Origin of the sequence: Trinickia soli (assembly GCF_002879855.1) — a bacterium.
Lineage (GTDB): Bacteria > Pseudomonadota > Gammaproteobacteria > Burkholderiales > Burkholderiaceae > Trinickia > Trinickia soli.
In genome coordinates this window covers 102,362-122,745 of record NZ_PNYB01000018.1, presented here as the reverse complement: position 1 = coordinate 122,745, position 20,384 = coordinate 102,362, and the positions used below count along the sequence as shown (strand labels likewise).

The window sequence follows — 20,384 nt, the reverse complement described above, 5'->3', positions numbered from 1 at the left end:
GCGCCGGATTGAGGCCAGGAGGGCGTTGATGATCGGATGCGCCCGAATGCGCCGCTGCAGCGGTCCGCTGCAATCGTCGTTACGTCGCCGAAACGGGCTGCGTTAAAGCAAATCGCTGCAGACCGGCTTGCAGCATCGCCTCGAGAGGCGCCGACCAATTGCCGGCGCGCGGTTGCCAGAACACGCGCATCGTGCCCGGGTACCACGGCGAGTCGCTGCGCCCGTGCAGCCAGCGCCAATCCGGATCGTGGTGCGGCAACAGCACCCAGCATGGCTTGCCGAGCGAAGCAGCCAGATGCGCGGTAGACGTATCGACCGATACGATCAGATCCAATCCATCGATCAACGCGGCCGTGTCGGCGAAGTCGGTCAGCTCATGCCCGAGCGCGAGCAACGGCTGATAAGCATGCGGCCGCTGCGCTTCTTCCTCGTCTTGCCCTTTTTGCAGGCTCACGAACGATGCGCCGGGCCAACCCCAGAGCGGCAACAACGCAGCGAGCGACGTCATCGACCGATGCGCGTCGTTGTGATGGCGCGGGTTGCCTTTCCACACCACGCCGACGCGCGGCCCCGGCGGCAGGTGCGCGAGGCGCTCGCGCCAGTAAGCGGCGCGTGAGGCATCGACCTTCAGATAAGCGGCGGATGGAATCGAGTCGAGCGTCGTCTGCACATGCAGCGGCGCGCTCAGCAGACTCGTCCAACAGTCGTAGTCGTTGTAGCGCGACTTCGCCGTCTCGTGCGTGAGCACGCCGTCCACACCTTCGACGGTCGAGAACAAACGATGCAGCGCGCTTTCGCAGACGACATCGACCCGCGCGGCGCCCGCCGCTTTCAACAACGGCAGGTAGCGGCCGAACTGGATCATGTCGCCAAGGCCGTCTTCCTGCCAGACGAGCAACGAGCGGCCTGTCAGCGGTTCACCCTGCCATTGCGGCAGCGGCAGCATCGCCTTGGTTCGGCAATGCAGAAAACGCGGCAACGCATAGCGCGATTCGAAGAGCCGCCAGCCTTCATCGAAGCGACCGAGACTGAGCAGCAAAGTGCCGAGGCCGAATCGGGCATCGTGATAGTCGGGCGCGAGTTCGAGCGCGCGGCGATAGAGCGGCTCGGCTTCGTGCGGCCGATCAAGCGCGCGCAACAGGGTGGCGAGGTTGTAGTGGCTTGGCGCAACCGACGGGTTCAGCGCGAGCGCCTGCCGGTAGGCACTCACGGCTTCGTGCAAACGCCCCGATTGCTGCAGTACGTTGCCCAGATTGATGTGCGCCGCGACCGCGTTGGGGCTCAGCTTCAACGTTTCCCGGTAAGCCGCTTCAGCTTCGACATAGCGCCCCGTCTTTTCCAACGCGAGCCCCAGCGTGAAATGCACGTCGGCATCGCCGCCGTTGTGTGCCGGCGCCTCGCGCAGCGTCGCTTCGGCCTCGGCCGGGCGGCCGAGATCGAGCAACACGCAAGCCAGGTTGACGCGCGCCTGCGCATGATCGGGCTTGACCATGATGGCCAATTGCGAGGCGAGCGCCGCTTCGGGCAAGCGCTGCTGTGCGTAGAGCAGGCGGCCGAGACCGAATAACGCTTCGGGATCCTGCGGGCGCAGCGTCAAGGCTTGACCGTAAGCCTGCTCCGCCTCGGCGGGGCGATCGAGTTGCAGCAGGACATCGCCGAGCGACTTATAAGCCTGCGTCGCATTCGGATCGCCGCGTGCAGCGAGCGCCGCCGCCACGCCGTTCAAGGCTTCCGCCAACGCATGAGGATCGCTGTTCGTGGGTGCCGCGCACGCGGCATCGTCCGACGGCTGCGCGTCGGACGGCGCATCGGCAAGCCGGCTGTCGGCGCATGGCGCAAGCACGCTCTGCGGTGAAACGGCGCGGTCGGCACGTGGCTGGGACATGGTCGGTTTTGCGGGCGGCGGCCCGGACTGAGCTAGCGTGGGCGGGTGCTGTTGCATGAGTTGCCCACGCGCGTGGGGCGTTTTGGGCAGGTTGAGCAGGTTATCGCGCCCAGCATACGGGCAACGGGTGCACTGCAATGGCCGGAACAACGCGCATTGCTGGGCGCTATTCCTTGCTTTGAGCGGGCTCGTCTGGGTTTGTCGTTGGGTTGTCAGGTCCGAGGGCGAAGCTGTCCTCGCGGTAGATCCGGCCGTGACTGCCGGGTGAAATAACGAACCCGGCTCTCTGGCGGGGCGAATTGAGCGCCAATATGGGGTCTTTCTTTCGGTTAGAGCCGGCCGCCGGCTCGCTACAATGCAGGCTTGCAGACCGAGTTCCTTCAGACGTTCTTGCCTTCCGGGGCTCTCATCTCGCTTGATTGCAACCACAAGGGCCAGCAATGGACACATGGAAGTTTGTTCCTCTCGAAACATTGGTCGGCCCCAAGGCCATCGAGCATGCAGAGGCGTTCAATCTCGACAGCCACATTTACGAAGCCGAGATTCGCGGTCTCACGCTACGATGGCTCGCTCCCAGCAAACGGCTGTTGTGGATGGCCGCGGGCCTCGAATACATCGAACCGGAACTCCTTGATTGGATAGATGGCATCCCGCGCGGTGCCGCCTACTACGACTTCGGCGCAAGCAATGGAATTTTCGCGATCTATGCGGCAAAGCGAGGCCTGAGAGTCACCGCGATCGAGCCCGACCCGTCCAACTATTTCCTGCTTTCATGGAACGCGTTTCTCAATCGAGCGGACGACGGCGCACTCGCCGCATTTAACGTAGCCGCTTCCGATCGCTTTGGCGTGGGCGAGCTTTTCATTCGCAAGATGGAACTGGGTGCGCACGAAAAGATCGTTGGGTCGCCAACTGCCGTGTCAGGCGGCGAGTTCGCCCCGCAGCACGTGCATCCGATTCAGCTCGTCCATTTCGATCGGTGGCGCGCACAGATGGGGTTGCGCGAGCCCGAATACGTCAAGATCGACGTCGATGGGCACGAACTGCCAGTCATTGCTGGCGCAAGCGAATCGCTGCGACGCTGCAAGGAGATTTTTATCGAAATCGAAGATGCGAAGATGGACAAGCTGGCGAGCCAGTTTCGCACGCTCGGATTCAAGCTGACCCGCCAGCACCAAGTACAAAACTACGCTGGCCTTTGGAATTGCATCTTCAGCCGGTGAGCAAAAGCCGGCCGCCTGTCGCTCGGCTGCGGCCCAGCGCTTCAACCGGTTAATAGCTCCCGGCAAGGTAAACGCTGCGATCCACTGTCGTCCGATATGCGCTGACGAAGTTGCGACGATCCCATGCCTCGCAAGCCAGGTCATCAAAGCGGCAAGATAGCGACAGCTTCCACTTGGGTTCGTGAGACGTCTTTGTCTTATGCACGAGAAACGGCGACATCAACAAGATTTGACCGGCCTCGACTTCGAGATCGAGCGCACCCGCCACGTTTTGATCATCGAGTACGTACCCTGAGTCCGTTTGCGTGCCAGGCCACAATCCGCGCAACTGACTGCCTGGGACGATACGCAGACCGGGCCCTCCGGGGCCAATATCTCCGATTGAAGTCCAAGCGATGACACCTCTCGTCGACGTACCCATGCTCGGCCAGTCCTGGTGATAGGGGAGCCCGTAGTTATTGCCGGTCAGATCGCTTGCAGTGTAATGCGTCACGATCGGACCCGTTTGGACAGGCTCGATAATGTCGAGCTGTACGCGGAGCGCTTCGATCAGTTCGTCGGAGCAAAAGAATCGCTTCACGTCGATGTCTTCGGCCACCAGCTTGACGATGTTGCGATTGCGCGTGGCGTCCGCACTAAATCGGGGAAGGAAGCGTTGCTCGAACCTCACGCGCACAGCGCGCATCCTCTCCTGCAGAGACTCGCATGCGAGGACCAGGTACCCAAGCTTCGCGAAATGGCCGGCGACGATGTGCATTGGTTCCATCCTGATTCCTATTCCTGGTTCGAATGGATAACCGCGTCCGCGTAACCGAAGCCGCTCGCGCCGAAGCCATTGCCGTTATAGAAGAGGTAAAGGCGATCGCCACACTGCGTCACTTCCGGATAGGCAACCATGAACGAATCCCAGCCGGCGGCCGATACGTCTAAACCGGCGTGCTCATCGAGCCGCCTCCAAACGATGCCGTCGGTCGACTCGGCGTAACCTATCCGGTAGCTGCCCACGCTGGTTTCCCGGTAACCCGTGTGATTGCGTCGGCAGTACCACATGCGATAGAGGCGGCCGTCATGGTGAATGGATGCCCTAACGAGCCCGCCTTCCGCCTCGTCGGCGTAATCGATCGCGACGACGCCCTCTCGCAACCAGTGGATGCCGTCGCGGGACTCCGCGTACTTCAAGTGGTAACGAGGCTCGGGTTTGCCGTCCACTTTTATCCAGCCCGTGCAGGACAGGTACCAATTTCGCCAGACACCGTTCTCGATGCGTACGCATGTCGTGCCGCAAAAATACGGTTCTTCTGCCGTGCGGTCCATTACAGGCCCGTCGAACATCCGCCGGTAGGTGCGCCCGCCGTCCTCGCTAGTCGCGAGACCAACCGAGTTGTGATACGGGATGGTATTGCGCACGTTCCAGCCGATGTAGTACAGATAGCGGATGCCGTCGTGCTCCACGACCGATGAGGGCATCATGCCGCAGTCGTCGAATGTACCGAGCTTGCCCAATTCCATCACCGCCGAGCGCTGGACCTGCAGTACTTGGGCGGGGTTGCATGCCGCAACGTCGAGCGATGCGATCGCGCTGCGGTTGTTTGCGTCGCGGCTGCTGAACAGGAGCTGCAGCGCACCGTCCCGGGTGCCCGCAACGGTGGGGATCTGCGCATGCGACGTCGCCCACGGCAGCCGCTCGTCGACGGTATAGATGAGCCCACGCTTTTCCCAACGGATGCCTGCCACGCGCTCGCCCCTCAGATCTTCAGGTCGGTGCTCGACATCGCGAGCTTCGTGGCGGGATTGCCCTTATAGACCGACCACGGTTCAGTACTTTTTGTGACTGCCGTCGCCATGGCGATGAATGAGCCTTGGCCGATACTTATGCCATCGCGCAAGGTCGCGTTGACGCCCAGGAAGCTGTACGCGCCGATTGTGCAATGCCCGGACATGACGACGTGCGACGTGACCGTCACGTGATCTTCGATACGCCCGTGGTGCCCGATGTGGTTGCCGCTCCAGAGCACGACGTTGTTACCGATCGACGTGAACGGCTGCAACGTGTTGTCTTCGAGGATGAAGCAGTTATCGCCGATCGGGTTGTCGAATCGCGTGGCTTTGGAGCTCACATAACTAATGAGTTCGTAGCCGTGCTCCTTGATTTCAAGGTAGACGCGCTCGCGATCCCGGTTCATATGCTTGGGCGACATCGGCGCAAAGAAACTGAAAGCCGACGGCGGATGCGACCGCGCGACCTCTTCGAATGCGACGACGGGTAGACCCCTGAACGTCGCGCCCTCCGGCAGATAGGCGCGGTTGACGCAAAACGCCGCGACCTCGTGCGGCGAATCGTGCTCAAGATAGTAATGTGCGAGTTCGGCGTAGTCCTGAATGCCGAAGATGACGACGTTTGCCATCAGTTGGACTCCTTGTAGACGTACGTCGTGTACTCGTACAGTCCATAGTCATGCCTCACGACGTAATGGCGCGAAAGCTCCCGAGCAAGAAAATGCGTCAGGTCGGTGAGCGGTACGTGAAAAAGATCGTCGCGTTCCCAATCGACCTCTTTCGACATCACATTGAAAGCTATTCCACGGCGCGTCTTGGCGAAGACCACGAGCAGCATGCGCTTAAAGTACTCCCACATGGCTTCGTAAGACAATTCCCGTTTTTCGGTAAATACGCCGTTCATGACAACGTAGTCAAACTTACCGAGCCGCTCGGGCTGCTCGATCACGTCGAGGCAGATGTACTCGTTCTGCGGATATTTCTTACGCGAAAGTTCGCAGAAGGCCGGCGATGCATCGAGCCCGGCGTAGCGAATCCCTGTAACGCTGCGATCGAGCATGTACTGATAGAGATGCGAGGCGCCGCAGCCGAAGTCGAGCAGCGTACATCCATCGTGGCTCGGCTTGATCAAGTCGAGCATGACGCGATAACGCTTTGCGGCATCATCCGCATTGGGCCAATCTACGCCCCGGTGAGTATCGCCGTGACGCGCGAGGCAATCTTCATAATGGCGAATCAGGGTTTGGTAATCTGTGCTCATGTCAAGGTGGCGCTATGGAGCATGTGATCGACGAGTGACGGCTCATTCCACATGAGCACGTCGATGATCGAGAGTCCGGGCACATACGCAAGCCGACCGCACGCGTAGGGCGGGAGCACGGGTTCAAGAAATTTCAGATCGAGCCCGCGATCGGCGAATGTGGCGCGGCAGTAAAGCTCCTTGCCGCCGATCGCGTTGACGTAAACGCTCGCATCTTCCTTGAGGCAGATGTCGATGATCCGCTCCTGGCCTTTGAGGTCGGCGTTTGCGTACCGGCGCGACGTAGGAAGGATTTCGGTCGCGATGCGCAAGTGGTCGCGCAGCGTCGTCAGTCCATGGCAGAGATAATCCGCGAGATTCGACGCGCCATGTCGAATGATGGCGTCCACGAGAGGGAACACGTGCGAAAACTGCGGTGCGCGCGCATAGCTTTGCTCGATGGATCTAAGCATCTTCTCCCGCCAGTTCGAGGACGAGTCGACTTCAATTTCGCTGATCAGCCGGTTTTGACTCGCTTGTTGCAGCGGGATCGTAACCATGTGGGCCGTACCGCCGATGTTGATTCTGTTGCGGTTGATCCAGCCTTTGTTGATGAAATTGACATCGTCAAAAATCACGAACCTGTCAACTTTCGCCATCAACTGGAAGTAGCCGATGTACGGAAAGAAGTAAGGCTGCATGACGGCCAGCCGGCGTTCAGCTTGCATATTGCTGCAGGCCGGCCGCGGCCAGGATGATATCAATGATGCGGTCTTGCACATTCGGAGTCAGCGCTGGATAGATCGGGAGACAAAGCACCTGCTGCGAGATTTCGCTCGCGACAGGCAGGTTCGAGCGCGTGGCCGACGGTAGTCCGCGATAAGTCGGGAATTCGCTGATGAGCGGATAGAAGTAGCGCCGTGCAGCGATATTGTGTGCGCGTAATCTCTCGTAGAGCGCATCGCGCGTGATCGGGAAATCGCGGGTGATCCGGACCGGAAAGTACGAATGGTTCCGCGTGCAACCGTCTGGCGTAACGGGCAACCGCAGGCCGCCCACATTGCCCAGAGCTGCGCGATAGCGCTCGTCGACGCGTGCGCGCTCCGTGTGAATCTTTTCCATGTGTTGCAATTGCAGCAGGCCGAACGCCGCCTGCACTTCGTTCATCTTGCCGTTGATACCGGGTGCGACGACGGTGACTTCATCCACGAAGCCGAAGTTTTTGAGCTGGTCGACGCGGCGCTTCGTCTTGGCGTCCCGGCAGATGATCGCGCCACCCTCGAACGTATTGAAGACCTTTGTGCCGTGGAAACTCAGCACCGACATATCTCCAAACTCGAGCACGGAGCGGGCGTTCTTGCGCACGCCGAACGCGTGTGCGGCGTCATACAGCACGCGCAGGCCGTAAGTGTCGGCGATTCGCTCGATCTCTTCAACTTCACAGGGTGAGCCGTAGACATGCACAGGCAAGATAGCGGTGGTTTGCGGGGTGATCGCCGCCTCTATCTTCTTCGCATCGATATTCATTGTCACCGGGTCGATGTCGACGAATACGGGACGAATTCCGTTCCAGTGCAACGCATGCGTAGTTGCAACGAAACTGAAGGGTGTGGTAATCACCTCGCCCGTGATTTTCATGGCTTGCAATGCCGTAATCAACGCGAGCGTGCCGTTCGAAAAAAGCGAAAGAAATTCGACGCCGAGGTACGCGCAAAGCTCGCGTTCGAGTTGTGCGTGAAACCTGCCGCCGTTCGTAACCGTTTTGCTATCCCAGATTGCCTCTAAGTAAGGGACGAATTCCTCCAGCGGTGGCATGTAGGGCTGGGTAACAGGGATCAGGTTGTCCATGGGTTGTATGCCTAGGCGCATTTGAGATCGATGCAGTCGGTCGACGCGGCGCGGATGCGGTCCGCGACCATTCGGCTTCAAGTCTAGTCGCCGCTCCGGGGGGGTGATCTGCCGATCAAGAGGCGGATTGCCCGCCATTTCGGATGAATGTGGCGTAGACATCGAAATTGGCCCGTAAAACCGCCCCTGTTCAGCAAATCGAATCGCAACGGCGGCCGGTAAGCTTGCGGCAATCGAAGAAGTCCCGTCATGTACGGGAGGGGCCGCTGGCGACAGCTCGCGCCCCGCCGCATGGCCGGCGGGGCGTTTGGTATGCCTGGCCGTTACCGACTACAGAAGGATTCGCATTAATGGCAATCGTCAGCATTCTCATCCCAGCTTACAAGCCCGAGTATCTTGGTCGGGCGCTGCTGAGCGCACGGCAACAAACATTCCCGGACATCGAAATTCTGGTCGGTGACGATACCGTCGACGGATCCCTTGCGCCCATCGTCGCGCAGCAGAACGATGCACGTATTCGCTACTTCCACCACGGCTGCCAAAACGGGCTGCGCAACTCGCAACGCTTGTGGGAGCGTGCAACAGGCACTTACGTAAAGTGGTTGTACGACGACGACATCTTGATGCCGGAGTCGGTGGAGTCGCTCGTCAGTGCGCTGGAGTCCTACCCTCAGGCGGCGCTGGCGTTCCACCAGCGCGTGATCATCGATGGAAACGACGCGGTGATCGAGGTCCCGGCGCCGCTGCTCGAGGTTGGCGAACTCGCCCTCATCGATCGCAGTCTGCTCGTCCGCCACATGATCGGGCTGGTGGAAAACTTCATTGGAGAGCCGACTAACGTGCTGCTCCGAAGAGAGTACGTTGACGGTATGCGGGTGCTCGACTATCGAGCATTGAAGCTGGACTTTCTGAACGATGTCGCGATGTACTTGAACTTGGCTGAGCGGGCCCCGCTGGTTGCGGTGGGCGGCTATTTCAGCGGGTTTCGTCGCCATGGCGCGCAGCAGTCGAACGTCCACAGCGCCAATTTCAGTGCGGGCATGTACGAGTGGGAACTGTTCCTGCGAGCGGAGGCTGCGGCAGGCAACCTTACGACTGCGGAAATCGCGGAGGCAGGCCGACGTCTGGCGGGGCTTTATGCCAGCGCGCGCCGTCTTTCGGCAGGCGCCCAGCCCGAACTACCTGAGATCGAACGGTTCCTCGCCAATCTGCCGGAACTCGTCCAACGCGCTCCGAGCGAACTATTCGATTCTCCGAGTTTCCAAGCTAACCTTCAGCACGCGCGCAGCGCAGTGGCAGCCCGCATTGCGCAGCGCAGCGCCGCAGCTTCGGCTGCGACCGTTGCCGCGGCGCAGATGCCGGCGCCTGCTGCGCAAAATACCTGCGTAGTGTGCGAGAGGCCGGTCGATCGGTGGCTGCCGTTTCCTCATCCGGTCGATCTTGAGTTTCTTGAGCAAATCGAATCCGTCGGCTCGACGCTCGAACGGCACTTGTGCCCGCACTGCCACAGTAATGACCGCGATCGGCACCTTTGGCTCTATATCGCCTTCACAGGCGTGCTCGAACAGGCTTCTGGGTTGAGGATTTTGCACGTCGCGCCTGAGCCGCAAATCGAGCAGCGGATTCGCCGGCTCGCGCCGCTCGAATATATCGCAGGAGACCTGCATCCGCGCTCGCCCGCGCACCGTAGGCTCGATGTCGAGGCTCTCGACTTTCCAGACGACTTTTTCGATCTGATCATCTGCAACCATGTGCTCGAGCACGTGGAGCAGCCCCATGCGGCGCTCGAGCAGTTCAATCGCTGCCTGAAGCCGGGTGGGCGTTTGATTGCGCAAACGCCGTATTCGCCGGTACTCAAATACACTTTCGAGTTGATCAAGGCCCCGACAGCGCAGTTCGCGACGCGTTACTTCGGGCAATCGGACCACGTCCGCTTCTTCGGCTCCGATATCGCCGATCATTTTCGCGAGGCGGGGTTTAGCGGCGAGTTGCTTCCACACGCATCGGTGCTCTCCGGTATTGACGCCGATGCGGTGGGGTGCAACGCGCGTGAGCCGTTCTTCCTCTTCACCAAGACCGGGGCGCCGCGCGCCGCTGTTCGGTCGGGGAAATCGCCACGGCGCGAGACGTGCGCCTGCGCGCCTGTGGTGTTGGGCGGCAACTCGGTCGATATTGCAGAGAAACCCATTCGCCTGGTGTGCGCGACACGCCATTCGCAAGACCGTTTCCTGCGCGAGACGGCGCTGGGCCGCTCGCTGTCCGTTCAGCGCCAAGCAAGAGCGCCCGAGTTGCTGTTGTTCGACGACAATACGACGGGCCTGCCGGCTCTCTATAACGCAGCTATCGAACAAGCCGCGGACAATCCGGCCATCCTCGTGTTCGTGCATGACGACGTGTCGATCAACGACTTTTTCTGGACTGAGCGCGTCCGCGAAGGGCTTCGAGAGTTCAACGTACTCGGCTTAGCCGGCAATCGACGCCGATCGCCTCAGCAGCCGGCCTGGGCTTTCGCGACACCGCACTTTACATGGGACAGCCCGGAATATCTGAGCGGCTCCGTCGGACACGGTAAAGGTCTCGCCAGTGAAGGCGTTTCGTACTTCGGTCCGGCCGGTGTCGAATGCAAGCTCCTCGACGGGCTCATGCTCGTTGCGGACAGTGAGCGCCTGATCGAGAGCGGTGTGCGCTTCGACGAGCAGTTCGACTTCCACTTCTACGACATGGACTTCTGCCGACAGGCGGAACTGAAAGGACTGACCATGGGTACGTGGCCGATCAGCGTAGTTCACGAGAGCGCGGGCGCATTCAATACACCCCCTTGGCGCGCCGGCTACGAACGGTATCTGCGTAAGTACGGTGAGTGAGCGTAGGGCGATGTCAGGTCGGCTGTTTACGAATCCGATAGAACAATTGCAGCAGTCGGAAGATGTGCCGCCGCCGGCGAAGTTAGCGCGGCCGGCGCTTTCGGCTGCGGGCTCGGCGCAAGGCGGCGTGCGTTTTGTGACGCCGCCGATCGTGGCTGCGCGCCGCATTGAAGGCGTTTCGCCGACACGTGTTGCCGAGGGGCGTGAGCCGGCCTTTACGCTTGGGCAGGGGTTCGCGCTAGTGTCGCCCGTCGTGCGCAACTCTTCCGCGGCAACGACGATTCCTGGCGGCGATAGACTCCGTCACGGACCTAAGGGCCTTGCTCCGGCTCTCGCGCCAGCGTCCGTGCTGCCGATCGAATCGGGCCTCGCCCTCCAACATGCGGGCCGGTATGCCGAAGCGGCAGCTGTTTATCGCCAAATCCTCTCGGCAGTTCCCGAACACCCCGATGCTCTGCACTTGATGGGGTTAGTCTCCTATCACGAGGGCGATTACGCATCGGCAGTCGATTGGATCATGCGTGCGCTGGGTCGTCACGAAAGCGAAATCTTCTACGGCAACCTCGGCAATGCCTTTGCGGCGCAAGGCAAGCGCGCGGCCGCGGTCGAATGCTTCCGCCAAGCGATCGCGCTCAAGCCCGATTACATCCAGGCGCACAACAACCTCGGCAATATGCTGCGCGAGCAGGGCAGTTATGCCGATGCGGTGCAATGCTTTCGCGTGGTGATTTCGCTGAAGCCCGACTACGCCGAAGCCCACAACAACCTGGCCAACGCCCTCGTCGACTTGGGCGATCTCGATGCCGCGATCGAAGCCTATCGCCGTGCGATCGCGCTCAAGCCCGATCTCGTCGAAGCACGCAGCAATCTGCTGTTCATTCTCAGTTATCGCGATGATCTGAATCAGGCCGACTATCTGAACGAAGCCGTTGGGTTCGGTCGTGTCGCGACGGCGAAAGCGCGAGCATGGCGCGACTGGCATGTTGTGCTAAGCGCCGATCAGCGCACGCGGCCGTTGCGCGTCGGACTCGTATCCGGCGACTTGAAGATTCACCCGACGGGTCATTTCCTCGAAAGCATCCTCGCGCATATCGATCGTAGCCGGATCGAACTCGTCGCTTATCCGACGCGCCGCCTCGAAGACGCCCTGACCGCACGCATCAAGCCCTATTTCGCCGCTTGGACGCAGCTTGCCTCACTGAACGACGAGCAGGCAGCCGCGCGCATCCGCGACGATCGCATCGATCTGCTGCTCGATCTGTCGGGGCATATGAACTTCAATCGCCTACCGATGTTCGCGTGGCGTCCCGCACCGGTGCAAGCTAGCTGGCTCGGTTATTTTGCGAGCACGGGTTTGCCGGCGATGGATTATCTGCTCGGCGACGCCCACGTGTTGCCGCCCGATGCGCAAGCCTGGTACACCGAGCGCCTATGGCGGTTGCCCGACAGCTACCTTTGCTTCACGCCTCCGCTCGAGCAGATCGAGGTGGGGCCGTTGCCGTTGTCGTCACAGGGCCATGTGACGTTCGGTTGCTTCAATCATCTGATGAAGATGAACGATGGTGTGGTCGACGTATGGGCGCGCATTCTGCAAGCGGTGCCGCACTCGCGCTTGTTCCTTAAAGCGAAGCAACTCGACGACGCGGCCACGCGCGCTACGACGCTTGCACGCTTTGCCGCGCGCGGCATCGACTCGTCGCGTCTGACGCTGGAAGGGCGTTCTCCGCGGACCGAATACTTCGCGGCCTACAACCGCGTCGACATCGCGTTGAGCCCGTTTCCCTATCCGGGCGGCACGACGAGCGTCGAAGGCTTGTGGATGGGCGTGCCTGTGTTGTGCCGGCGCGGCGATCGCTTCTTGTCGAACATTTGCGCGAGCATGCTGCACTCGGCGGGGCTGGCCGATTGGATCGCACAGGACAACGACGACTATGTCGCGAAGGCGATTGCTTTCGCGGGCGATGTCTCGCACCTTGCCGCACTGCGCGCGCGCCTGCGTGCGACCATGCTTGCGTCGCCGCTATGCGATGCGAAGCGCTATGCACGCAATTTGGAAGACGCGTTCGAAGCGATGTGGCGTGACGGCCTCGCGCGTTTGAGCGCAGCTGAATCGGCGTCTACCGCGTAGCGACACACAAGACCGGATCGAACATGCAAGACCTCGCCCAATTGCTCAACGCGGCACTGGCGCATCATCAGGCCGGGCGGCTTGCCGATGCCAAAGCGCTCTATACGCGCATTCTCGCGCAACAGCCCCAGCACGCCGATGCACTGCATTTCATGGGGCTGCTCGCCTGTCAGATCGGGCAGAGCGAGGCGGGCATCACGTTGATGCGCGAATCGATCGCCATGCATGCGAGCCCGATCTACTACAACAATCTCGGCAACGCGCTACGCGAGCTGGCCGCGCTGGACGACGCAATCGAAGCCTATCGACGTGCGGTCGGTCTGAAGCCCGACTACTTCGAAGCGCACAACAATCTGGGCAACGCCTTGCGCGAGTCGGGCAACGCCGCGGCGGCGCTGACGAGCTGTGCGCGTGCGATCGAGTTGCGGCCCGGCTACGCCGAGGCTTACAACAATCTCGGCAATGCGCTGAAGGATCTGGGTGAACCCGACGCCGCGATTGCCGCCTACGGCAAAGCGATCGACGCAAAGCCTGCGTCCGCCGAAGCGCACCTGAACCTGGGCGTCGCCTTGCAAGCGAAGGGCCATGGCGATGCGGCGCTCGAGTGTCTGCGCGAGAGCGTCAAGCTCGCGCCCCAGTTGGCCGCGGCCCACGACAAACTCGCCGGCATGCTCATGCATCGCGGCGAGATCGCCGATGCGATCGACGCCTATCGACGCGTAGTCGAGCTCTCGCCCACTTCGGCGCTGGCTTACAACACGCTCGGCAATGCGCTGAACGGCGCGGGGCGCGTGCCCGAGGCCGTGCCTTGCTACGAGCGTGCGATTGCGCTCGAACCCGATTTCGCCGATGCGTATCACAACCTCGCCAACGCATTGCGCCGGTTGAACGCGCCCGAGCGTGCACTCGCCTTCGCACGGCGCGCAATCGAGTTGCGCGCGGACATGCCGTCGTTCCACAACAATCTCGGCACGATCCTCGCCGATCTTGGCGAACCCGAAGGCGCACTGGCCTGTTACCGCGAAGCATTGGCGCTGAACCCCGATTTCGGCGAATCGCATACCTGCGTGCTGTTCGGTCAGTCGTATGTGCCCGATTGGTCGCCGCAAGTGCATCTGGCCGATGCTCGCTATTTCGGCGAAAGGATGCGCGCACGTGCGAAACCTTTCACCGACTGGCCCGCGCTGGCCGATTCGACCCGCACGGGACGCGCGTTGCGCGTCGGCTTCGTCTCGGCCGATTTGCGCAAACATCCGGTCGGCTACTTCTTCGAATCGGTGCTGACGCAACTGGATCGGACGCGCATCGAGCCGATCGCTTACTCGAACGCATTGCACAGCGACGAGTTGACGGCGCGCATCAAGCCGCGCTTCGCGCTTTGGCGGCATGTGGCTGAGCTCGACGACGCAGCGCTGGCCGAACGTATCCGCGACGACCGCATCGACGTGCTCGTCGACCTGTCGGGTCATACGGGACGCAACCGGCTGCCGATGTTCGCGTGGCGGCCGGCGCCGCTGCAGATCAGCTGGCTCGGCTACTTTGCGACGACGGGGCTCAGCGAGATCGACTATGTATTGGCCGACCCGCACGTGGTGCCGCCTGGCGAAGAAGCGCAATACACGGAACGGATCTGGCGTTTGCCCGACAGCTACCTGTGCTTCACGCTGCCCACGGAGCCCGTTGCAGTTGGTACGCTGCCCGCGCTGTCGAACGGCTGCTTCACGTTCGGCTGCCTGAACAATCACAAGAAGCTCAACGACGGCGTGCTCGAAGTCTGGTCGCAGATTCTGCATGCGGCGCCGCGGACGCGTTTGCTGCTGAAGAATCATCAGCTCGGCGAGCCGTCGATACGGCGCGAAACGTTCGCGCGCTTCGCCGGGCATGGCATCGACGAGTCGCGTCTATTGCTCGAAGGACCGTCGTCGCGCGAGCAGTACTTTTCCACTTACGATCGCGTCGATCTTGCACTCGATCCGTTTCCGTACCCGGGCGGAACGACGAGCGTCGAAGGGCTATGGATGGGGGTGCCCGTGTTGACGCGGCGCGGCGATCGATTCCTGTCGCATCTCGGCGAGCTCGTATTGAAGACGGTGGGCCTGCCCGAATGGATCGCGGCCGATACCGATGATTACATCGCACGCGCCGTGGCCGCGACGACCGATCTGCCGGCACTGGCCCGGCTGCGCGCAACCTTGCGCGAACGCGTCGAACGCTCGCCGTTGACGGACGCACGCCGCTTCGCCGGCCATTGGATGACGGCAATCGAACAGATGTGGCAAGCGAAACTGAAGGAGATCGCACGATGAGCGCGGTCGATCAAGGTGCATACGCACTCGTCGAAGACGGGCTCGTTCATCACCGGAGCGGGCGTCTGCAAGAGGCGCGCGCGCGTTACGAAGCCGCGCTTGCGCGGATGCCGCGCCATGCCGATGCATGGCATTTGCTCGGTGTCGTCGCGATGCAGGAGCAGCGTCACGCCGATGCGCTCGATCTCATCAGCCGCGCCATCGAAATCAGTCCGCAGGCGACGTACTTCGACAATCTCGGCTGCGCGCTCAGAAGTTGGGGCAAGCTGGCGGCGGCCGTGGAGAGCCACGAGCAGGCCCTCGCGCTCGACCCGCATCACTTTCGCGCGCACAACAATCTCGGCTTGGCGCTGATGGACATGCGGCTGCCTGCCGCGGCCGCGGCGGGTTTTCGTAAGTCGCTGGCAATCAATCCCGAGTTTGCGGAAGCGCATAGCAACCTTGGCAACGTGCTGCGCGAGCTGGGCGAATTCGAGGCGGCGGCCGATCACTGCCGCAAGGCCATTGCCTTGCAGGGCGGGTTCGGCCAGGCGCACAACAATCTCGGCAATGCGTTGAAGATGCAGCGCCAGCTGACCGAGGCTGCGGCCTGTTACGAGGAAGCGCTGCGACTGCTGCCGCACGAAGCTCAAGTCGCGCTGAATCTCGGCATCGTGCGGCGCGAGTTGGGCGATCATGCGGCGGCGATCGAAGCATTCAGAAGGTCAATTGCGTTGCGGCCGACGTGGGGCGAAGCCTGGAGCAATCTGCTGTTCACGTTGAGTTTCGCGCAGCATGTCGCGCCGCTTGATTACCTGACCGAAGCGCTCGCATTCGGGCGCATGGCTGCCGCGCAGGCGCGACCGTTTACCGATTGGCTCGTCGCGCGAGCGCCCGGGGCGCCATTGCGGATCGGCTTCGTGTCGGGCGATCTGCGCACTCATCCGGTCGGATTCTTCCTCGAAAGCGTGCTGACCCAGCTTGACCCCGCGCGCGTCCAGTTGTTCGCGTATTCGACGCGGCCTTACGAAGACGAATTGACGCAACGCTTGAAGCCGCGCTTCGCGCAATGGCGCACGCTCGTCGGCCTGACCGACGAAGCGGCGGCAGCGACGATACGCAACGACGGCATACACATCCTGTTGGACATGTCCGGCCACACGGATAGCAATCGCCTGCCCGTGTTCGCCTGGAAGCCGGCGCCCGTGCAAGCGAGCTGGATCGGCTACTTCGCGTCGACCGGATTGACGGCGATCGATTACGTCCTCGGCGATCAATGGGTGCTGCCGCCTGTCGAGGCCGAACATTTTGTCGAACGGCCGTGGCGGTTACCGCATGGCTATCTTTGCTTCACGCCGCCCGAGCCGGCAGTCGCGATCGATGTGAACGCGGCGACCGATGCGACGCGCCCACTGACGTTCGGTTGCTTCAGCGATCTCGTGAAAGTCAACGACCGCGTCGTGGCCGTATGGGCGCGCATCCTGCATGCGGTCCCCGGCGCGCGCCTGTTCTTGAAAGCGCAGCAGCTGGCCGACGAGGCGCAACGCGCGGCGACGCTCCAGCGCTTCGCCGCCCATGGCATCGCACCCGAGCGCGTGCTGATGGAAGGTCCGTCGCCGCGGGCCGAGTACCTCTCGGCCTACAACCGCGTCGATATTTCGTTGAGCCCGTTCCCGTATCCGGGCGGGACGACGACGGCCGAAAGCCTGTGGATGGGCGTGCCCGTGCTGTGCCGTCACGGCGATCGTTTTCTCGGGCACTTGTGTGAAAGCGTGCTCCAAAGCGCCGATCTCGGCGATTGGATTGCAGCGGACGACGACGCCTATGTCGCACGGGCGCTCGCGGCTGCAAGCGAGCGGGACGCTCTGGCGGCATTGCGCCGGCAATTGCGTGAGCGGGTATTGAACTCGTCGCTATGCAACCCCGATCGCTTCGCGCGCACGCTCGAAGGCGAATTCGAGCGCATGTGGCGCGCACGGAATCTTTGAGGCTACGCGCGCCCCGGCCGCCGCACCCGCATGGCTAACGCTTCAGGCCTGCATCCCTTTGGCCCGGCGCGCCGTATCGAGCAGCGTGTTTCTGATCTGCTGAAACATCTTCAGGTAGTTGTCATGCCCGGTTTCGATGGCAGCGGTCTTCAGTGCATCGAGCACGAGCAGATCGGCCGGATAGCCGCTCACGATCGAACCCGACATCGGTAGGCGCAGCGGATCGTAATGCTTCACGCGCCATTGTTTTTCGCCGAGCAGCAGCAGCGACACGACGCGCTCCTGCACGAAGACCTTCGCCGGCACGAAGCCGCTCGCATAGGGAATCGGCCCGTTGAGCAGTTGCGCGAGCGCACTGGTGCCGGCTTCCGCGACCGAGAACAACACCTCGTTCACCGCCAGCCACCGCCGCCAGAAAGCGGCCGTCGCCACGAAGTAGTTGCAGAAGATGCTGTGGCGCGAATCCATGACGACGTTGTGCGGATCGATGCCCGGGGCGACGAACGCAACGACCTGCTCGAACACCGGCCAGCTGTTCGCATGATTGGTGGCCGCCTGCTCGAACGTATTCAGGTGAACCGCCCCTTGATCGAAGAACGGCGAAAACCCGATGACGTCGATGTCGCGTGGCACAGTGGCGAGAAATTCATTCACGGCTACCGACGTGAGCGTCGTCTTCTGGCGGAACTTCGGCGAAAAGAACCCGTATAGCGTGTTTTCGTCGAGCGTATTGTTCTGCAGGAAGGTGCGAATCGGCCAGTACTCACGCCAATCGGGGCGCTGACCGCAATTGTCGAGCGCCATGAAACCGGGATCGAGCTGCTGACGGGTCGCCTCCGAGTAGAAGATCTGGCGAATCTCGACGCGGCGAGGGCCAGCGGGTGAACTCGACGGTGCTTGCATGGATGGATCCCGATCGTTTGAACTTGGCGTGCCGTTGTGTTGCGTCGCAGCGATGCGCGCGCACTACGACGAGTAGACAGTGTGCCAGTGAGCACGGCGATCGCATTGCTCGAAAAGCGCCCGAATCGCCGTTTAATTTAAGGTCAAAAATTTGCGTTCTGTGGCATCGTGGGACGCGTAGCTTGCGTCAGATGCGGGTAGCCCACGTATCGCCGCACCCAAAAAAAACAAAGCCGCGTCGCTGCGGCTTTCGAGGGTCACGCACCGCATCGACTTCATGCGGATGTTTTTCGTTATTCGATTCTGTGCGACCGATCGATCAGCGCATTTGCCCCGCGGCCAGATACTGCTGGGCCGCCGACACGCGCTGGCGCGCTTCGCCATGGTGGTCGGCGACAGCGTCGCGCGCGGTCGAAGCCTTGTTCATGATCGTCGCGTTCATCGCGATGATTTCGCGAATCAGCGCGAGGTCCGCGTCGGTCTGCTCGCGTTCGAGCGACATCAACAGCGGCGAACGCTGATCGGCCAGATCGGCCGCGAACGCGAAGTCGCCGGCGTCGAGCGCGGCGAGAAGCGTGCGCGTCAATTCATGGGCGCGCGTGACTGATTCGTTCGACATGACACTACTCTCGCTTCAATGCTTCGTGACTATTTCTTGTTGATCGTACCGGCGCTGCCGTTACCGCCGAACAATTGATTGAGGTACGTCGTGTTGTTCTGCGTCTGTGACATGATCGTGTTCAACTGCGTGAATTCGGCCTGATATTGCGACGTCAGCGCCGCTTGGTAGGCCACCAGATTCGTTTCCGCCTGCTGCTGCGCCGTCAGGTCGGATTGCAACGTCGAGTTGCGTTGCGCAATCTGACCGGTCACGGCCGTGGTGTACGAACTGATGAACGAACTCAATTGCTCGCCGATGCCATTCGTGCCGTTGAATACGTTCGAGGCCATCGAGGGCGACGATGCGAGCGTCGATTGCAGCGTCGTCGCATCGAGCGGCGCCAAGGTGCCGTCGTCGTTCAGGTTCACGCCCAACTGCGCCAGGCTGTAGGTCGTTCCGCCAACCGTGACCCCGCTCGCCATGATCGAGGCGATGCCGTTGACCGCCGAGTTCAGCATCGCGTCGCCGAGCAACGGGCCCGCCGCATGGGAGGTCGAGTCGTAGCTGGACAGGGATTTCACCGTCGAGATCCACGAGTTATAGGCCGTGGTGAAGTTTTGCAGCGCGGTCGAGATCGACGACGTGTTCGTCGCAACCGAAAGCGTTTGGCTTGTGCCGACGGACGCCGAAGTCAGGCTCAGCGTGACGCCCGACATCGCGGTCGTGACGTTGTTGCTCGCGCTGACGACTGACGTGCCGCTGACCGTCAACTTGGCGTCCTGGGCGGCCGTCACCTGCGTGAAGTTCGCCGTGGCCATGCCTGCGTCGACGGTCGGATCGGCGCTGACCGACACGGTGTTGGCCGAGCCCGTCTGGGTCGACGTGAGCACGAGGTGCTGGCCGTCGGTGCCCGTGACGACCGCAGCCGTCACGCCGGGGTTGTTCGTCGCGCTGTTGATGGCCGATGCAATTCCTGAGAGCGTATTGTTCGACGAAGTCAGCGCGATCGTCATCGTGCCCGTGCCGACGCCGATGTTCAGGTTGCCCGTGCCCAGCGTGGCATTGCTGGCATAGGCTTTGGAGGAAATCTGATTGGCGGTGGCGATTTGCTGCACGCTCACCGAATACGTGCCCGCGGCCGCGCCCGTGGACGTCGTGGCCGTGATGCCCGTGCCGCTCATGGAGGCCGACAATTTCGTGAAGATGCTGCCGTCGGCCAGGCCGCCGAGCGAGTTCAGCAGATTGGACATCGACGATTGCATCGAGCCGAGCGCGGACAACTGCGTATTGTCGCTGTTCGCGGCGACGGCGATCGTCGACGCTTGTGCAGCCGTCGCGCCGGTCACAAGGGCGGAAACGAGCGTGTTCACATCGAGTTGCGAGTTCGTCACGCCGCTCAGAATCGACTGTGCCGCTTGCTGAAGAACTGAACTGGTGCTGCTCGAAGATACCGTACTCATGCTTGGCTCCTTGTGCTGCGGCGCGATGATGAATCTGAACCGAGCCGCTCATCGAAGAGACGGCCTGCTATCAATACGTAACGGGAGGCATGCCTCCCGCTGCGTTCAAACCGTGTTGGCGGGCCCACGCGACGCGATTGCTTCGAGAGGGCCCGGCGGCGCGGCGAGATCAACTGGGACTCG

Annotated in this window: 15 protein-coding genes; 5 read left to right on the top strand and 10 right to left on the bottom strand. The window is 61.7% G+C overall.

Annotated elements, in window-relative coordinates; translation table 11 throughout:
• Positions 1-79: 79 nt before the first annotated feature.
• Positions 80-1,885 (bottom strand): tetratricopeptide repeat-containing glycosyltransferase family protein, encoded by a 1,806-nt coding sequence (locus tag C0Z19_RS20015; protein ID WP_158243030.1) that lies wholly within the window; start codon positions 1,883-1,885, stop codon positions 80-82.
• 440 nt (positions 1,886-2,325) lie between these two features.
• Here C0Z19_RS20015 and C0Z19_RS20010 point away from each other — a divergent pair, with 440 nt between their 5' ends.
• Entirely contained in the window at positions 2,326-3,108 is a 783-nt protein-coding gene (locus tag C0Z19_RS20010) for an FkbM family methyltransferase (RefSeq protein WP_102611591.1), read from the top strand.
• Positions 3,109-3,157: 49 nt separating this feature from the next.
• Here the strand turns inward: C0Z19_RS20010 and C0Z19_RS20005 are convergent, their stop codons facing one another.
• The 6 genes from C0Z19_RS20005 to C0Z19_RS19980 all read right to left on the bottom strand — a co-directional run bounded on the left by C0Z19_RS20005 (position 3,158) and on the right by C0Z19_RS19980 (position 7,972).
• Positions 3,158-3,874, bottom strand: coding sequence for a phytanoyl-CoA dioxygenase family protein (locus tag C0Z19_RS20005; RefSeq protein ID WP_102611573.1), 717 nt, complete (start codon positions 3,872-3,874; stop codon positions 3,158-3,160).
• A gap of 8 nt (positions 3,875-3,882) precedes the next feature.
• The gene (locus C0Z19_RS20000; RefSeq protein ID WP_102611572.1) at positions 3,883-4,842 is read right to left on the bottom strand and encodes a glycoside hydrolase family protein; all 960 of its coding nucleotides are present in this window, start codon (positions 4,840-4,842) and stop codon (positions 3,883-3,885) included.
• Between the two features lie 11 nt (positions 4,843-4,853).
• Entirely contained in the window at positions 4,854-5,513 is a 660-nt protein-coding gene (locus tag C0Z19_RS19995; protein ID WP_102611571.1) for an acetyltransferase, read from the bottom strand.
• Positions 5,513-6,025 carry a class I SAM-dependent methyltransferase gene (locus C0Z19_RS19990; protein ID WP_233196218.1) on the bottom strand — a complete coding sequence of 171 codons (513 nt, stop codon included), beginning with the start codon at positions 6,023-6,025 and terminating at the stop codon, positions 5,513-5,515. The genes C0Z19_RS19995 and C0Z19_RS19990 overlap by 1 nt, the downstream gene beginning before the upstream one ends.
• 116 nt (positions 6,026-6,141) lie before the next feature.
• A complete protein-coding gene (locus C0Z19_RS19985) occupies positions 6,142-6,852 on the bottom strand; it encodes a WbqC family protein (RefSeq protein ID WP_102611569.1) in 711 nt (236 codons plus the stop codon).
• Complete coding sequence (locus C0Z19_RS19980; protein WP_102611568.1) at positions 6,842-7,972, bottom strand: DegT/DnrJ/EryC1/StrS family aminotransferase; 1,131 nt, start codon at positions 7,970-7,972, stop codon at positions 6,842-6,844. The genes C0Z19_RS19985 and C0Z19_RS19980 overlap by 11 nt, the downstream gene beginning before the upstream one ends.
• A gap of 350 nt (positions 7,973-8,322) precedes the next feature.
• On the opposite strand from C0Z19_RS19980, the gene C0Z19_RS19975 reads away from it, so the two are divergent.
• The 4 genes from C0Z19_RS19975 to C0Z19_RS19960 are packed head-to-tail and all read left to right on the top strand — an operon-like array spanning position 8,323 to position 17,237.
• Positions 8,323-10,836 (top strand): glycosyltransferase, encoded by a 2,514-nt coding sequence (locus C0Z19_RS19975; protein ID WP_102611567.1) that lies wholly within the window; start codon positions 8,323-8,325, stop codon positions 10,834-10,836.
• A 10-nt stretch (positions 10,837-10,846) separates the two neighbouring features.
• A complete protein-coding gene (locus tag C0Z19_RS19970) occupies positions 10,847-12,964 on the top strand; it encodes an O-linked N-acetylglucosamine transferase, SPINDLY family protein (protein WP_102611566.1) in 2,118 nt (705 codons plus the stop codon).
• 23 nt (positions 12,965-12,987) lie between these two features.
• On the top strand, positions 12,988-15,270 hold the full coding sequence (locus tag C0Z19_RS19965) for a tetratricopeptide repeat protein (protein WP_102611565.1): 2,283 nt from the start codon (positions 12,988-12,990) through the stop codon (positions 15,268-15,270).
• Positions 15,267-17,237, top strand: a complete 1,971-nt coding sequence (locus tag C0Z19_RS19960) for an O-linked N-acetylglucosamine transferase, SPINDLY family protein (protein WP_102611564.1) — start codon at positions 15,267-15,269, stop codon at positions 17,235-17,237. Before C0Z19_RS19965 ends, C0Z19_RS19960 begins: the two co-directional genes overlap by 4 nt.
• A 42-nt stretch (positions 17,238-17,279) precedes the next feature.
• On the opposite strand, the gene C0Z19_RS19955 is transcribed toward C0Z19_RS19960, so the two are convergent.
• The 3 genes from C0Z19_RS19955 to fliD all read right to left on the bottom strand — a co-directional run bounded on the left by C0Z19_RS19955 (position 17,280) and on the right by fliD (position 20,201).
• The gene (locus tag C0Z19_RS19955; RefSeq protein WP_102611563.1) at positions 17,280-18,140 is read right to left on the bottom strand and encodes a hypothetical protein; all 861 of its coding nucleotides are present in this window, start codon (positions 18,138-18,140) and stop codon (positions 17,280-17,282) included.
• A 319-nt stretch (positions 18,141-18,459) separates the two neighbouring features.
• Positions 18,460-18,759, bottom strand: a complete 300-nt coding sequence (fliT, locus tag C0Z19_RS19950) for a flagellar protein FliT (RefSeq protein WP_102611562.1) — start codon at positions 18,757-18,759, stop codon at positions 18,460-18,462.
• 29 nt (positions 18,760-18,788) lie between these two features.
• The gene (fliD, locus tag C0Z19_RS19945) at positions 18,789-20,201 is read right to left on the bottom strand and encodes a flagellar filament capping protein FliD (RefSeq protein WP_102611561.1); all 1,413 of its coding nucleotides are present in this window, start codon (positions 20,199-20,201) and stop codon (positions 18,789-18,791) included.
• Positions 20,202-20,384: the final 183 nt, after the last annotated feature.

Coding starts and splice junctions, on each gene's coding strand:
- C0Z19_RS19965 (WP_102611565.1), top strand. CDS start 12,988: ATGCAAGACCTCGCCCAATTGCTCAACGCGGCACTGGCGCATCATCAG.
- C0Z19_RS19985 (WP_102611569.1), bottom strand. CDS start 6,852: ATGCAAGCTGAACGCCGGCTGGCCGTCATGCAGCCTTACTTCTTTCCG.
- C0Z19_RS20010 (WP_102611591.1), top strand. CDS start 2,326: ATGGACACATGGAAGTTTGTTCCTCTCGAAACATTGGTCGGCCCCAAG.
- C0Z19_RS20005 (WP_102611573.1), bottom strand. CDS start 3,874: ATGGAACCAATGCACATCGTCGCCGGCCATTTCGCGAAGCTTGGGTAC.
- C0Z19_RS19990 (WP_233196218.1), bottom strand. CDS start 6,025: ATGCTCGACTTGATCAAGCCGAGCCACGATGGATGTACGCTGCTCGAC.
- C0Z19_RS19975 (WP_102611567.1), top strand. CDS start 8,323: ATGGCAATCGTCAGCATTCTCATCCCAGCTTACAAGCCCGAGTATCTT.
- C0Z19_RS19955 (WP_102611563.1), bottom strand. CDS start 18,140: ATGCAAGCACCGTCGAGTTCACCCGCTGGCCCTCGCCGCGTCGAGATT.
- fliT (WP_102611562.1), bottom strand. CDS start 18,759: ATGTCGAACGAATCAGTCACGCGCGCCCATGAATTGACGCGCACGCTT.
- C0Z19_RS20015 (WP_158243030.1), bottom strand. CDS start 1,885: ATGTCCCAGCCACGTGCCGACCGCGCCGTTTCACCGCAGAGCGTGCTT.
- C0Z19_RS19960 (WP_102611564.1), top strand. CDS start 15,267: ATGAGCGCGGTCGATCAAGGTGCATACGCACTCGTCGAAGACGGGCTC.
- C0Z19_RS19995 (WP_102611571.1), bottom strand. CDS start 5,513: ATGGCAAACGTCGTCATCTTCGGCATTCAGGACTACGCCGAACTCGCA.
- C0Z19_RS19980 (WP_102611568.1), bottom strand. CDS start 7,972: ATGGACAACCTGATCCCTGTTACCCAGCCCTACATGCCACCGCTGGAG.
- C0Z19_RS19970 (WP_102611566.1), top strand. CDS start 10,847: ATGTCAGGTCGGCTGTTTACGAATCCGATAGAACAATTGCAGCAGTCG.
- fliD (WP_102611561.1), bottom strand. CDS start 20,201: ATGAGTACGGTATCTTCGAGCAGCACCAGTTCAGTTCTTCAGCAAGCG.